The organism is Lentzea fradiae (assembly GCF_900100955.1).
Classification (GTDB): Bacteria; Actinomycetota; Actinomycetes; order Mycobacteriales; family Pseudonocardiaceae; genus Lentzea; species Lentzea fradiae.
Genome location: NZ_FNCC01000012.1, coordinates 94,310 through 108,945, shown reverse-complemented (window position 1 = coordinate 108,945; position 14,636 = coordinate 94,310). Strand labels below are relative to the sequence as shown.

General features: G+C 71.6%; 3 protein-coding genes. All 3 read left to right on the top strand.

What is annotated here, in order from left to right; translation table 11 throughout:
* Genes BLT23_RS27645 through BLT23_RS27635 form a run of 3 tightly spaced genes read left to right on the top strand, consistent with a single transcriptional unit; the run spans position 1 to position 14,629 of the window.
* The gene (locus tag BLT23_RS27645; protein WP_143036069.1) at positions 1–12,204 is read left to right on the top strand and encodes a non-ribosomal peptide synthetase; all 12,204 of its coding nucleotides are present in this window, start codon (positions 1–3) and stop codon (positions 12,202–12,204) included.
* Entirely contained in the window at positions 12,201–13,385 is a 1,185-nt protein-coding gene (locus BLT23_RS27640; protein WP_176946949.1) for a serine hydrolase domain-containing protein, read from the top strand. The genes BLT23_RS27645 and BLT23_RS27640 overlap by 4 nt, the downstream gene beginning before the upstream one ends.
* The gene (locus BLT23_RS27635) at positions 13,382–14,629 is read left to right on the top strand and encodes an MFS transporter (RefSeq protein WP_218133914.1); all 1,248 of its coding nucleotides are present in this window, start codon (positions 13,382–13,384) and stop codon (positions 14,627–14,629) included. Before BLT23_RS27640 ends, BLT23_RS27635 begins: the two co-directional genes overlap by 4 nt.
* Positions 14,630–14,636 lie beyond the last annotated feature (7 nt).

The window sequence follows — 14,636 nt, the reverse complement described above, 5'->3', positions numbered from 1 at the left end:
GTGGGGGACGAAATGGGCCTGACGCCCGAACAGGAAAAGCGGATCGCGTCGCTGCCGGAGCACCTGCGCGAGCTCGCGCGGCGCACGCTGGCGGGCGGCGCGGCCGAGTCCGCCGGCCTCATCCCGGCGGTGCGAGGGGACGACCTGCCGGCCTCGGCCGCGCAGGAGCGGCTGTGGTTCTTCCAGGAGTTCGAGCCGGAGAGCGTCGAATACAACGCCCCGCTGATGCTGCGGCTGACCGGTGAGCTCGACCTCAGGGCGTTGCGCCACGCGCTGGACCTGGTGGTGCGGCGGCACGAACCGCTGCGCACGACGTTCGCCTCGGTGGGCGGGCGGGTGCGGCAGGTGGTGCGTCCGCCCGCCGAGGTGCCCGTGCTCGTCACCGACCTGACCGGGACGGCCGGGCGGGAGGCCGCGCTGGAACAGGTGCTGCTCGCCGAGGTCACCACGCCGTTCGACCTTCGCACCGGACCGCTGTTCCGGGTCGGTCTGGTCCGGCTCACCGCGACCGAGCACGTGCTGGTGCTCGGCATGCACCACATCGTCGCCGACGGCTGGTCGACCGGCATCCTGCTGAACGAGCTGACCGCCGCGTACTCGGCGGAGGTCCGGGGCGATCGCCCGGCTCTGCCCGACCTGCCGGTGCGGTACGCGGACTTCGCTGCCTGGCAGTGGGAACGCCTGCGCGGCGACGCCCTCACGGCTCAGCTCGACCACTGGCGCACGAAGCTCGCCGGGCTGCCTTCGGTGGACCTGCCCTCGGACCGTCCCCGTCCCGCCGTGCGCACGTCGGCGGGCGCGGTGCACCGGTTCGAGATTTCCGACGACCTCGTGCAGGCGTTGCGGGCACTGGCGAAGCTGCGCGGGGCGACGCTGTTCATGGTGCTGCTGGCCGCGGCGAAGGTGGTGTTCTCCCGCTGTGCGAGGCAGCCCGACATCGCGGTGGGCACGGTGACCGCCGGCCGCAACCGCGACGAGCTGGAGAACCTGGTCGGCTTCTTCGTCAACACAGTCGTCGTGCGGTCCACTGTGGATGAAGAGCGGTCGTTCGCGGACTTCCTCGACTCGGTGCGGGACAACGTCACCGACGCGCTCTCCCACGACGAGGTGCCGTTCCAGTCCGTGGTCGAGGCGCTGCGACCGGAACGCGACCCCAGTCGCCCGCCACTGGTGCAGGTGATGGTGAGCCTGCAGAACGCACCGGCCGGGCTCGGCGAAGCACCCGGTCTGGTGATCGAGGACGTCCGGCCGCCCGCGCTCGCCACGAGCCTTGACGTCACGATCGACTTCCAGGAAGGGGCGAACGGCCTCACCGGGTTCCTGGAGTACAGCACCGACCTGTTCGATGAGTCCACTGTGGACGCCGTGGCACGCGGTCTCGCGTTCGTGCTGGAGAACGCCGTGGAGCAGCCGGACCGGCCGCTGCGCGAACTGCCGTTGCTGTCTGCCACGGAGCTGGAGCAGCTGATCGAGGACGGCATCGGCGAGACCGCGGACTTCGGCTCGCCGCGCCCCGTGCACGAGCTGGTCGACGCGCGGGCCAAGGCCACGCCGGACGCGATCGCCGTGAGGTCCGGTGACGCCGAGCTGACCTACCGCGAACTGCGGACCCGCAGCACGAAGCTCGCCCGCCACCTCGCCGGACTCGGCGTGGGCCGGGGCACGCTGGTCGCGCTGTGCCTGCCCAGGGGCGTCGACGTGGTCGTCTCGCTGCTCGCCGTGCTCGAGGCGGGTGGGGCGTTCGTACCGCTGGACCCCGCCCACCCCGCGGGCCTCCTCGCCCGGCTGCTGAGTGACGCGGGCGCTCCGGTGCTGATCACCGCGGACCGGCTGGCCGACCGGCTGCCGGACACCGGCGCGCGGATCGTCCGGGTGGACACCGCCGAGTGGAAGGCCGAGTCGTCGGAACCGCTCGGCGTCGCGGTGTCGCCGGACGACCTCGCCTACGTCATCTACACCTCCGGCTCGACCGGCACGCCCAAGGGCGTTCTGGTCGAGCACGGCAACTGCCACCACACCGCGCACGCCTGGAACGAGCGCTACGGCTTCGACGTCCGCCCGCCGCGCTGCCTTTCGGTCTCGAACCCGTCGGTCGACCTGTTCGTCGGCGACGTGCTGCTGTCGCTGCTGTTCGGCGGCACCCTGATCATGTGCCCGCAGGACGTGCTGGGCGACCCGCGCGCGCTGGTCGAGCTGATCGAGGACAGCGGCGCCGACGTGCTCGCCACCGTGCCCTCGGTGGCCAAGGCGATCACGCGGGAGCTCGTCGCGCGGAACCGGCGCCTCGACGGGCTGCGGCTGCTCGCCGTCGGCTCCGAGGGCTGGCAGGTGCGCGACTGCGCGGAGCTCGTCGAGCGGTTGTCGCCGGACACCACCGTGGTCAACGCCTACGGCGTCACCGAGGCGACCGTGGACAGCACGGCCTTCCCCGTGACGGACGGCGTCGGCGCGGGCCCGTTCGTGCCAATCGGCAGGCCGCTGCCCAACACCAGGACCTACGTGCTCGACCCGCACGGCCGCCCGGTGCCCGACGGTGTTCCCGGCGAGCTGCACCTGGCCGGTCCGGGAGTCGCGCGGGGATACCTCGACCGCGACGAGCTCACCGCGGAACGGTTCGTGCCGGACCCGTTCGCGGACGGGCGGATGTACCGCACGGGCGACCTCGTGCGCCGGTCGGCGGGCACCCTCACGTACCTCGGCCGCACCGACCAGCAGGTCAAGGTCAACGGCTACCGCGTCGAACCCGGCCAGATCGAGCACGTGCTCGGCGAACATCCCGGCGTGCGCGCGGCGGCCGTCGTCGCGCGGACTTCAGGTCGAACGCGCATCGACGCGTACGTCGTTCTCGCACCTGGCGAAGAGATCACGCTTCAGGACCTGCGCGCCCATCTCGCCGATCTGCTGCCCGCGCCCGCACTGCCCGCGACCCTCACCGTGCTCGGCGAGCTTCCCCTGACCGCGAGCGGCAAGACCGACTACCTCGCGCTGCCCGAGCCGGACGCGGCCGACCGGACGGTGAGCCATACGCCCGCCGTCACCGACGCGGAGATCGCGCTCGTGCGGGTCTGGGCCGAGGTGCTCGGCCTCGACCCGCGTGAGCTGGGCACCACGCACAACTTCTTCGACCTCGGCGGTGACTCGATCCTCGGGCTCCAGGTCGTGGCGCGGGCGCGGGAGGAAGGCATGCTGCTGACGTCGAAGCAGCTGTTCCTGCACCAGACCATCGGCGAACTCGCCGCGCGGGCCGGAGTGGCTGCGGCGGACACCACCGAGCGGCAGGCAGCCGAGGGCGAGGCACCGCTCACGCCGATCCAGCGCAACTTCTTCGAGGAGACGCCGGATGCGTGCGAGCACGCCGTGCAGTCCGTCTACTTGGAACTGGTGGAACGCGTCGACGCGGACGCACTGCGCGTCGCTTTGGGTGCTCTGGCCGAGCAGCATGACGCTCTGCGGTTGCGGTTCGTGCAGCGCGCGGGGGAGTGGCGGCAGAGTTACAGCCGCACCGGCGAGCACGTCGTTCTCACGACGGCGACGGACGACGACCAGGTCGTCGCCATAGAGGACGCCCGTTCCGGTCTGCGGCTGGACGACGGACCGCTGATGCGCGCCGTCCTGGTCGAATCCGCTGAGACACAACGGTTGTTCCTCACCGCGCACCACCTGGTGGTCGACGCGGTGTCGTGGCGGGTGTTGCTGGCCGATCTCGAACGCGTCCTCCGCGGTGGCGAGCTCGGCCCGAAGTCCACCTCGTACGGCGAGTGGGCGCGGCGGGTCCGGGACAGTGCGACCGCGGGTGAGTTCGACGCCGAACTGGACCACTGGCGCGACGCCGAGCACGAGGGCACCGCGCTGCCGGTCGACGGGTCGGGCGAGAACTCGGTCGCGTCCGAGCGGGAGGTGACCGTCCGGCTGTCCGAGGCAGACACCTCGGCGTTGCTGCGCGACGTGCCGCCGGTCTACCGGACGCAGGTCGACGACGTGCTGCTGACCGCCTTGGGCGCGGTGCTGACCGAGTGGACCGGCGACGACACCGTGCGGGTGCTCCTGGAGGGCCACGGCCGGGAAGACCTCTTCGACGGCGTGGACGTCAGCCGCACGGTCGGCTGGTTCACCACGCTGTACCCGGTCGCACTCACGGTGTCCGACCGCGCGGACTGGGGCGTGGTCCTCAAGTCCGTCAAGGAACAGCTCCGCTCCGTGCCACGGCGAGGCTTCGGCTACGGCGCTCTGCGGTACCTGTCCGACCACGGCCTCGGGGCCGGTTGGCCCGCAGTCTCGTTCAACTACCTCGGCCGGTTCGGCGCCTCGGACGGCGGCCTCTTCGGGGCCTGGCTGGACGCGCCGGGCAGCGACCGCGCACCGCACCACGCGCGGTCGTGCCTGCTGGACGTCACCGGGGTGGTGCGGGACGACCGCCTGGAGTTCCGGTTCTCGTATTCGGCGAACCTGCATCGCGAGGACACCGTGCGCCGCCTGGCGGACCGGTTCGCCGACGCGCTGACCCGCATCGCCGAGCACTGCGCCCTGCCGGGGGTGGGCGGCCCGACGCCGTCGGACTTCCCGCTGGCGGCACTCGACCAGTCCACTGTGGACCTCATCGCGGCCGGTCGTCCAGTGGAGGACGTCTACCCGCTCACGCCCGTGCAGCAGGGCCTGCTCTTCCACTCCTTGTCGGAACGCGAAGCCGGCGACGTCTACCTCAGCCGGTTCAGCATGGTGCTTGACGACGTCACCGACCACGAGGCGCTCGCCCAGGCGTGGCAACGAGTCGCCGACCGCACGCCGGTGCTGCGCACCGAGGTCGTGTGGCAGGACGTGCCAGAAACGCTGCAGGTCGTGCGCGCGCCCGGACTCCCGCTCCCGATGGAGCACCACGACCTGCGCGGCCTCTCGCCGGACGAGCGGCATTCTCGCGTGCGGTCGTTGTGGGACGAGCACTCCGCCCGTGAGCTCGACCTCGGCACGGCGCCGCTGATGTGGCTCGTCTTCCTGCGCTTGGACGACTCGCGCGTGCAGATCTTCTGGTTCTCGCACCACATCCTGCTGGACGGCTGGAGCTTCGCGGGCGTGCTGTCCGACGTCTTCGAGCAGTACGCCGGGTCTGCGGCGACCCCGAGGCGTCCGTTCCGCGACTACGTGGCGTGGCTCGCGGACCAGGACCTGCCTGCCGCGGAGGAGCACTGGCGTGGCGTGGTCGCCGGGCTCACCGCCCCGACGCCGTTGCCGTTCGACCGCGCTCCCGCCGGCGCGCACCGGTCCCGCACCTCCGGCCGGATCGAGGTCTCCCTGCCCGAGGGCTGTTCGGAGCAGGTGCTGCGGTTCTGCCGCGACGCACGGCTCACGCCGAACACCGTGATGCAGGGCGCCTGGGCGGCGTTGCTGTCGCGCTACAGCGGGGAGTCCGACGTGTGCTTCGGCGCGACGGTCTCCGGGCGGCCCGCCGACCTGGCGGAGTCGGGCGACATGCTCGGCTTGTTCATCACCACCGTGCCTGTCCGTGTGGACGTGACGGGAAGCGACGACCTCGCGGGCTGGCTGCGGTCGGTGCAGGACTCCGTCGCCGGGTCGCGCCAGTACGAGTACGTGTCGCCCGGCCAGATCCAGGGCTGGAGCGAGGTGCCGGGCGGGACGAACCTGTTCGACAGCATCGTCGTCTTCGAGAACTACCCGTACGACGAGGCGGCGGCGTCGCGAAACGGGATCACCGTCCGCGAGTACACCGGCGACGAGCAGACCAGCTTCCCGCTCGCGCTCACCGCGCACCTGAGCGACTCGCTGCACTTGTTCCTCAACTACGACCCCGAGTTGTTCGACGACGAGACCATCCGTGCCATGGCGGGACACCTCGTCGCCTTGCTGACCGCGTTCGCGGCAGGTGCCGAGGGTCCGGTCGCCGCGCTGCCGTTGCTGGACACGCGGGAACGCGAGCAGGTCTTGGTCGACTGGAACGGGCGGGAAGACTCGGCGGTGGCCGAGACGTTGCCCGCGTTGTTCGAAGCCAGGGTGCGTGCGGTGCCGGACGCGATCGCGGTCACCGACGGTGCTCGCGCTCTGACCTACGCCGAGGTGAACGCCGCTGCCAACCGGCTGGCCCGTCTGCTGGTTTCGTCCGGTGCCGGGCCGGGACGGTTCGTGGCGCTCGTGCTGCCGCGGTCCGCCGAACTGGTGGTGGCGGTGCTGGCCGTGCTGAAGGCGGGCGCGGCCTACGTGCCGATCGACCCGGACTACCCCGAGCAGCGCATCCGCGAGGTGCTGGCGGACTCCGCGCCCGCGGCGGTGGTCTCGGCGTCCGCGATCGAGGCGGACGTGCCGGTGGTGGCCCTGCCCGACGCGGACCTGGGTGATCAGTCCGATGTGGACCTCGACCACGCCGGCCTCACGCCTCGGCACCCCGCCTACGTCATCTACACCTCCGGCTCGACGGGCCGGCCGAAGGGCGTGGTCGTCCCGCACTCGAACGTCGTGCGCCTGTTCACCTCCACGCAGCCGTGGTTCGAGTTCGACGAGAACGACGTGTGGACGTTGTTCCACTCTTATGTCTTCGACTTCTCGGTATGGGAGCTGTGGGGGCCGTTGCTGCACGGCGGCAGACTGGTCGTGGTGCCGCACGCGGTGTCGCGCACACCGCACGAGTTCCTGCTGTTGCTGGAAAAGGAGCGCGTCACCGTCCTCAACCAGACCCCTTCCGCGTTCTACCAGCTGATGCGCGCCGACGCGGAGAGCACCGGCCGCACCCTGTCGTTGCGGTACGTGGTCTTCGGTGGCGAAGCGCTCGACCCGCGCCGGCTGACCGACTGGTGCGCGCGGCACCCGGCATCTCCCGTCCTGATCAACATGTACGGGATCACCGAAACGACGGTGCACGTCACCTACACACCGCTGACCGAGGCGACGACCGGCGGCGTGATCGGCGTGCCGATCCCTGACCTGCGGGTCTACGTGCTGGACGAACGGCTCGCGCCGGTGCCGGTTGGCGTCGCGGGCGAGATGTACGTGGCGGGCGCGGGACTGGCTGACGGCTACCTGAACCAGCCCGGCCTGACCGCCGGTCGGTTCGTGGCGGATCCCTTCGGGGAGCCGGGAACCCGCATGTACCGCACGGGTGACGTGGCGAAGTGGACCCGCGCGGGAAAGCTCGAGTACCTCGGGCGGTCCGACGAGCAGGTCAAGATCCGCGGCTTCCGCATCGAACCCGGTGAGATCGAGGCCGTTCTCACCGCGCACTCCGCGGTCGCCGAAGCGGCGGTCGTCGCCCGTGAGGACGGCTCGGGCAAGAGGCTGGTGGCGTACGTCGTCGGTGAGCCGTCGCTCGGCGACTTGCGCGACCACGCTCGCGCCCTGCTGCCGGTCCACATGGTGCCGTCCGCGTTCGTCGTGGTGCCGGAGATCCCGCTGACCCGCAACGGAAAGCTGGACCGGCGGGCGCTGCCCGCACCGGAACAGGAGCAGACGTCGTACACGGCTCCGGGCACCGCCGCCGAACGCGCGGTCGCGGACGTCTGGCAGGAGGTCCTCGGCGTCGGCCGGGTCGGCGCCGACGACGACTTCTTCGACCTGGGCGGCGACTCCATCCTGAGCATCCAGGTGGCGTCCCGGCTGCGGTCCGCGCTCGGGGCGGACGTGTCACCCCGGCAGCTGTTCGACACGCCGACGGTGCGGGCGCTCGCGGACGCCCTCGTGCCAGGCGAGGCCGGTGATCACCGGATCCCGAGGCTGGACCAGCAACCGGAACAGGCGCCTCTGTCCTTCTCCCAGCAACGGTTGTGGTTCCTCGACGAGTTCGCGCCGGGCACCGCCGAGTACAACGTGCTGTTCGCCGTCCGGTTGCGCGGAGACCTGCGCGCGGACCTGCTCGCCGAGGCCCTGGAGGTGCTGACCGAGCGGCACGAGTCGTTGCGCACCACCTTCGACTACATCGGCGAACGCGCCGTTCAGGTGGTGCACCTGACCGGCGCGCTGCCGTTCGAGCGCTTCGCGGTGCAGAGAGAGGAGGAACTCCAGCTCCGGCTCCGCGAGGAGATGGCCCGTCCGTTCGACCTGCGCACCGGTCCGCTGGCGCGCGCGTCGCTGGTCGAGGTCGCTCCGGACGAGCACGTGCTCGTGCTGACGCTGCACCACATCATCACCGACGGCTGGTCGATGGGCGTGCTGGCCGAGGAGCTGACCGCCTGCTACACCGCCGTGCTCGACGGACGCCGGCCGGAGCTGCCGCACCTCCCAGTGTCCTATGTGGACTACGCGGTGTGGCAGCGGGAGCGGTTGTCCGGGGACGCGCTGCGGGAGCAGGAGGACTACTGGCGGCGACAGCTGGCCGGGGTGACCTCGCTGAACCTGCCGACGGACCGTCCCCGACCGCCGGTGCGGACCTCCGAAGGCGCGGCGTGCACGTTCGAGATCGGCGCCGAACTGCTCGGCGGCCTGCGGGCGCTGGCCCGTGACCGGGACGCCACGCTGTTCCACGCGCTGGTGGCCGCCGTCCAGGTCCTGCTCGCGCGATACTGCGGGCAGCGCGACGTCGTGGTCGGCACCGCGACCGCCGGTCGCGACCGCGCCGAGCTGGAAGGCATGGTCGGCTGCTTCATCAACACCGTCGCCATCCGGTCCGACGTGGACGAGACGCTGTCGTTCGCGGACTTCCTCACGGTGGTGCGGGCGACGTCGCTGGAGGCGTTCGCGCACGGCGAGCTGCCCTTCGAACGGATCGTGGACGTGCTGCGTCCCGACCGCGACCCCAGCAGAAACCCGATCGTCGAGGCGATGGTCGTGCTGGACAGCACCCCCGAGCACCGGCTGGAGCTGCCCGGCCTGCAGGCGCAGGAGGTCGAGTTCGACGGTGGCGACGCGAGCCACGACCTGAGCGTGGACTTCACCGAACGCGACGGGCGGCTGCTCGGCCGCATCAGCTACAGCACCGGCCTGTTCGACGAGGCCACCATCGCCCGACTCGGCCGGCACCTGCTGCTGGTGCTGGAGAGCGCGGTGGGCCGGCCGGACACGCCGATGCGGGAGCTGCCGCTGATCACGGCCGAGGAAGAGCATCGGATGCTCACCGAGTGGGGCGGCGTTCCCGTCGACTTCGGGCCGCCGGAGCTGCTGCACGACGTCTACGACGCGATCGCTGCCCGGCACCCGGACGGTGTCGCGGTGCGGTGCGGCACCGACAGCCTGACGTTCGCCGAACTGCGCGCGAGGGCCAACAAGCTCGCGCACCACCTGGTGAGCAAGGGCGTGGCCGTCGGATCGCTCGTCGGTGTCTGCGCCGACCGCGGTGTCGATGCGGTGGTGGCGTTGCTCGCGGTGCTCAAGGCCGGGGCCACGTTCGTGCCGCTGGAACCGGGCTACCCGGCCCGGCTGCTCGCGGACATGCTGGCCGACGCGGGCGCCGAGGTGCTCCTCTCAGGCGACGGGCTGGCGGAGGAGTACGGTCTGACGGCTCGCCACGTCGTGCCGCTCGACGAGTCCGTGGTGGACCACTACCCGGACACGCCGCCCGTCACGGCGGTGACTCCGGAAGACCTCGCGTACGTGATCTACACGTCGGGTTCGACCGGGAAGCCCAAGGGCGTCATGGTGGAGCACCGCAACGTGCACCACCTGGCACGCGTCTGGGACCACCGGTACGGCCTGAGCGGGACACGCCCGAGCTGCCTGTCGGTCTCGGGCTTGGGCGTCGACCTGTTCTTCTCCGACTTCGTGTGGTCGACGCTGTTCGGCGGCACGATGGAGATCTGCCCGACGGACCTCGTGACCGATCCGCCCGCGCTCGTGGACCTGCTCGAACGCACCAGGGCCGAGCTCCTCGTGACGGTGCCGGTGCTGGCCACGGCGATCGCCCGCGAGCTCGCGCGCCGCGGCACTCGCGCCGAGTCGTTGCACGTGCTGGCGGTCGGCTCGGAGGCGTGGCTCACCGGTGAGTGCGCCGAGCTCCTGGAACGGGTCGGCCCGGACACGATCGTCGTGAACGCCTACGGGGCAACCGAGAACACCGTGGACGCGACGCTGCACGAGGTCTCCCGCGACCCGATCGGCGCCGGGCCGTACGTGCCGATCGGAAGGCCGCTCGCGAACACCGGAATCTATCTGCTCGACCCGCACGGTCGCCCTGTTCCCGTTGGTGTGACGGGAGAACTGCACATCGGCAGCGCCGGAGTCGGCCGTGGTTACCTCAACCGGCCGGAGCAGTCGGCACGCGCCTTCTTGCCCGACCCGTTCCGGACCGACCCCCACTGGCCGGACTGCCGGATGTACCGCACCGGTGACGCCGCGCGGTGGCGGCCCGACGGGGTGCTGGAGTTTCTCGCCCGCACCGACGACCAGGTGAAGATCCGCGGTCACCGGGTGGAGCTCGGTGACGTCGAGCAGGCGCTGACCGGGTATGCCGGGGTGCTGAGCGCGGCGGCGGCGACCCGTGCCGACGGCGGCGCGGTCCGGTTGCACGGCTACGTGGTGCCGTCGGGCGAGCTCGACCTGGCCGACCTGCGCAGGCACCTCGCCGGGGTGCTGCCCGCGCACGCCGTTCCCGCGACGATCACCGTGCTCGCGGAGCTGCCGCTGACCCAGAGCGGCAAGACGGACCGGCGGGCACTTCCCGCGCCCGAGCTGGAGGACACAACCGGAACCCCCTACCTGGCACCGGGAACCCCCGCCGAGCAGACCCTGGCGGGGATCTGGGCCGACGTGCTCGGACTGCCCGGGCGGAGCGTCGGAACGGGGCACAACTTCTTCGAGCTGGGCGGTGACTCGATCCTCGGCATCCAGCTGGTGTACCGCGCACGGGAAGCCGGTCTTCAGGTCTCGTCGCGGGAGCTGTTCCTGCACCAGACGCTTGGTGAGCTGGCCGCGGTCGCCCAGCCCGTCGAACGCGGCGGGCCGGTGGACGAGCCGGTGGTGGGCGAGGTGCCGCTGACGCCTGTCCAGCTCGAGTACCTGACCAGCGGCCAGGTCGCGCCGCACCACTTCACCCAGTCGTTCCTCGCGGAACTGGTCGAGGACGTCGACGAGCAGGCCCTGCGCAGGGCGCTGGACGCCGTGACGGCGCACCACGACGCGTTGCGCGCCCGGTTCGTGCGCGAGGGCGGCCGGTGGCGGCAGTTCTACGTGCCGCCCGCACCGGTGGACGTGCTCGCCCGGCAGGACCTGACCGCGACCGCCGACCAGGAGGTGCGCGCCGAGGTGGACAAGCGTGCGGCGGAGCTCGACGCGAGCTTCGACCTCGCGACGGGTCCGCTGCTGCGCGCGCTGCTGTTCGACCTCGGCCCGGACCGGCGTCCCATGCTGTTCGTCACGGCTCACCACCTGGTGGTGGACACGGTGTCGTGGCGCATTCTCGTGGACGACATCGAGTCCGCCTACCGGCAGGCGCTGGCGGGCGAGATCTGCCTGGGCACCAAGACCTCGTCGGCAGGGGCCTGGGTGCGTGCCCTCACCAAGCACGTCGAGGACGGCGGCTTCGCGGACGAGGTGGAGCACTGGCAGGCACTACCGCCCGCCGCCCCGTTGCCCGCCGACGGGCCGGGACCGGACGTGGAAGCCTCGACCAGGACCGTGTCGTTCTCCCTGACCGAACGGGAGACGCGCGCTCTGCTCACCCTGGCACCCGGCGCGTTCCGCAGCCGGATCAACGACGTGCTGCTGGCCGGCCTCGCTTGGGCGCTGACGAGGTGGACCGGCGAGGACCGCGTCGCCGTCGACCTGGAAGGCCATGGCAGGGAAGAGTTGTTCGACGACGTCGACCTGTCGAGGACCGTCGGCTGGTTCACCGCGATCTACCCGGTGGGGCTGCACGTGCCCGCGGGCGAGCCGGACTGGCCGTCCCTGGTCAGGAACGTCCGGCGGCAACTGCGCGCGGTGCCGGGCAACGGCCTCTCGTACGGAGCGCTTCGCCACCTGGGCGCACCGGGCATCCTGCCGGACCGCCCCAGCTCCGGGGTGCTGTTCAACTACCACGGCCAGTCCGGTGCGGGCGGCGCGGAAAGCCCGCTGTACCGCAGCTTCCACGATCCGGTGGGCGCACCCCGGCACCCGGCCGAGCGCAGGAGCCACGTGCTGGAGGTCGTGGGCGCGGTGAGCGACGGCGTGCTGGCGTTCGACTGGCTCCACTCGGCCGACGTGCACGAGGAGGCGACGGTCCGGCGGGTCGCGGACGAGCACCTGGCCGCCCTCCGCGCGATCGCGCACCACCTCGACCCGGAGGCGACGGCGTGAACCCCTCCGAGTTGCTGGAACGGTTGGCGCGCAAGCACGATGTGCCGGGTGCCCAGCTGGTGATCCAGCAGGGTGGCGAGGTCGCCGAGGCATGCCACGGTGTCACGAAGGAGTCCGCGTTCCCGCTGGGATCGCTGACGAAACCGTTCACCGCGGCACTCGTGCTGACGCTCGCCGACGATGGAGACCTCGGCCTGGACGAGGAACTGCCCAAGCTACCGGTGACACCGCGCCGGCTGCTCACCCACACCGCGGGCCTCGCGGCGAACGTCGAGCAGCCGGAGAAGATCTCGCGGCGGCGCTGGGCCGCCCGTTGCAGGCCGGACGACCTCGTGCACCGGCCGGGCGAGCTGTTCTCCTACTCGAATGCGGGCTACGTCCTCGCCGGGCACCTCGCCGAGGACGTCACCGGCGTCAACTGGTGGGACGCGGTCGAGTCGATCCTGTTGTGGCCGCTGGGAATCACGCCGTCCTTCGTGACCGGCCCCACCGTGCGCAAGCCGGTGCCGGGGCACAGCGGCGCGAGGGTCATCGCCGAGCAGGCGTTGCCGGAACTGGAGGCACCGGCGGGCGGGCTCGCACTGAGCGCGGCCGACCTGGCCCGGTTCGCGTCGCAGCACAACGCCGCGATGCGCCGCGACCACCTGGCCGGACACCCGGCAGGCCCGTACGGCCTCGCCGACGGCTGGGGTCTCGGCTGGGCGGTGTACCGCGCCGAGGGCCGGACCTGGTTCGGCCACGACGGCACCGGCGACGGCACGTCGTGCCACCTGCGGTTCGAACCGCACTCCGGGACGGTGGTCGCGCTGACCACCAACGCTGCCACCGGTTCGGCGCTGTGGCAGGACCTCGTCGACGACCTGCGCGCGGACGGGATCGCCGTGGCCGACCACCGGCCGGTGCCGGACGGACCGGAAGCCTTCGCGGCCCAGGCCGCGGAGCTGACCGGCCGGTACGCCAACGGTGACGCGCTCGTCGACGTCACCCACCACGGCGGCGGACGGCTCGGCCTCGTGATCGACGGCGGGCCCGGCGTCACCGTGACCTGCCACCGCGACCTGACCTTCACCGTGCCCGGAAGTCCCGCCACACCTGGGCGCTTCCTGCCGGGACGCCTGCTCCAGCTCGGTGGCCGGACCGCCCGGCCAGTACCACCACCAGACGGGGGAACAGCACAGTGACGGCGACCGAGGCGGGAAACGCGGTACGGCCCGTGGTCCCGTTGTCCCGCAACCGCGACTACAACGTCCTGTGGATGAGCAGGCTCGTCTCCGAACTGGGCAGCGAGCTCGCGCTGATCGGTTTTCCGCTGCTGATCCTCGCCACGACGCGGTCGGCGGTGGAGATCGGCCTGGTCGCGACCACCATGGCGGTGGCGCTGCTGATCGGCTCGGTGCCCGCGGGGTTCCTCGCGGACCGCTACGACCGCAAGACCGTGATGGTCGTGTGCGAGATCCTGCGGGCGGTCGCGATGGGCAGCGTCGCCGTGGCGCTGTACTTCGACGCCTACTCGTTGCCGCACATCCTCGTGGTGGCGGCGATCGACGGACTGCTCGTGTCGGTGTTCGGTCCCGCGGAGGACGCCGCGCTGCCGAGCGTCGTCGCGCCGGAACAGCTTTCCCAGGCCGTGGCGCGCAACACCGCGCGCCCGTACATCGCGAATCTCGCGGGCCCGTTGCTCAGCGGCGTGCTGTTCACCATCGACCACATGCTGCCGTTCGCGCTGAACGCGGCCCTGCTCCTGGTGTCCTGCATCGCGTTGCTGACGCTCCGCCTGCCGAAGGGTGCGGCCCCGGTGGCGGAGGACGAAGACGGCGACGGCGCTCCGGTCGGGTTGCGCTGGGTGTGGCGGCACCGTCCTATCAGGACGACACTGGTGTGGGTCGCCCTGGTGCAGCTGGTGTTCAGCGCGCTGGTCGTCATCGTGCTGGCCGTCTCCGGTGAGGACCAGGTCGGTCCCGGCGAGATCGGCCTGATGATGGCCTGCTTCGGTGCCGGTGGTCTGATCGGCGCCGCGATCGCCGCCCGGCTGCACGCCGTGCTGCCCGCGTCGGTGATCATCATCGGCTTCTCCTGGCTCGCCGCCGTGCTGATCCTCGTCATGGCCTTCACCCCCAGCGGCGTGCTGCTGGGGGTGGTGCTCGGCGTGGTCGCGATGTTCATGCCCGTCACCGTCACGACGGTGATGACCTACCAGATGTCCGTCACGGTCGACGAGCTGCGCGGGCGGCTCAGCGGCATGGTCGGTCTCTTCACCGGTGCCGCGGGTGCGCTCGGCCCGATCGCCGGCGGCGCGCTCGCCGGCACGGGCGACGGCACGACCGGCCTGATGGCGTGCGCGGCAACGGCCGCGGTGATCGCCGTCGGAGCCACCCTCAGCCCCACCCTGCGCCGTTTCCCGGCGCCCGGCAGGCAAGCGTCTTGACCTGCTT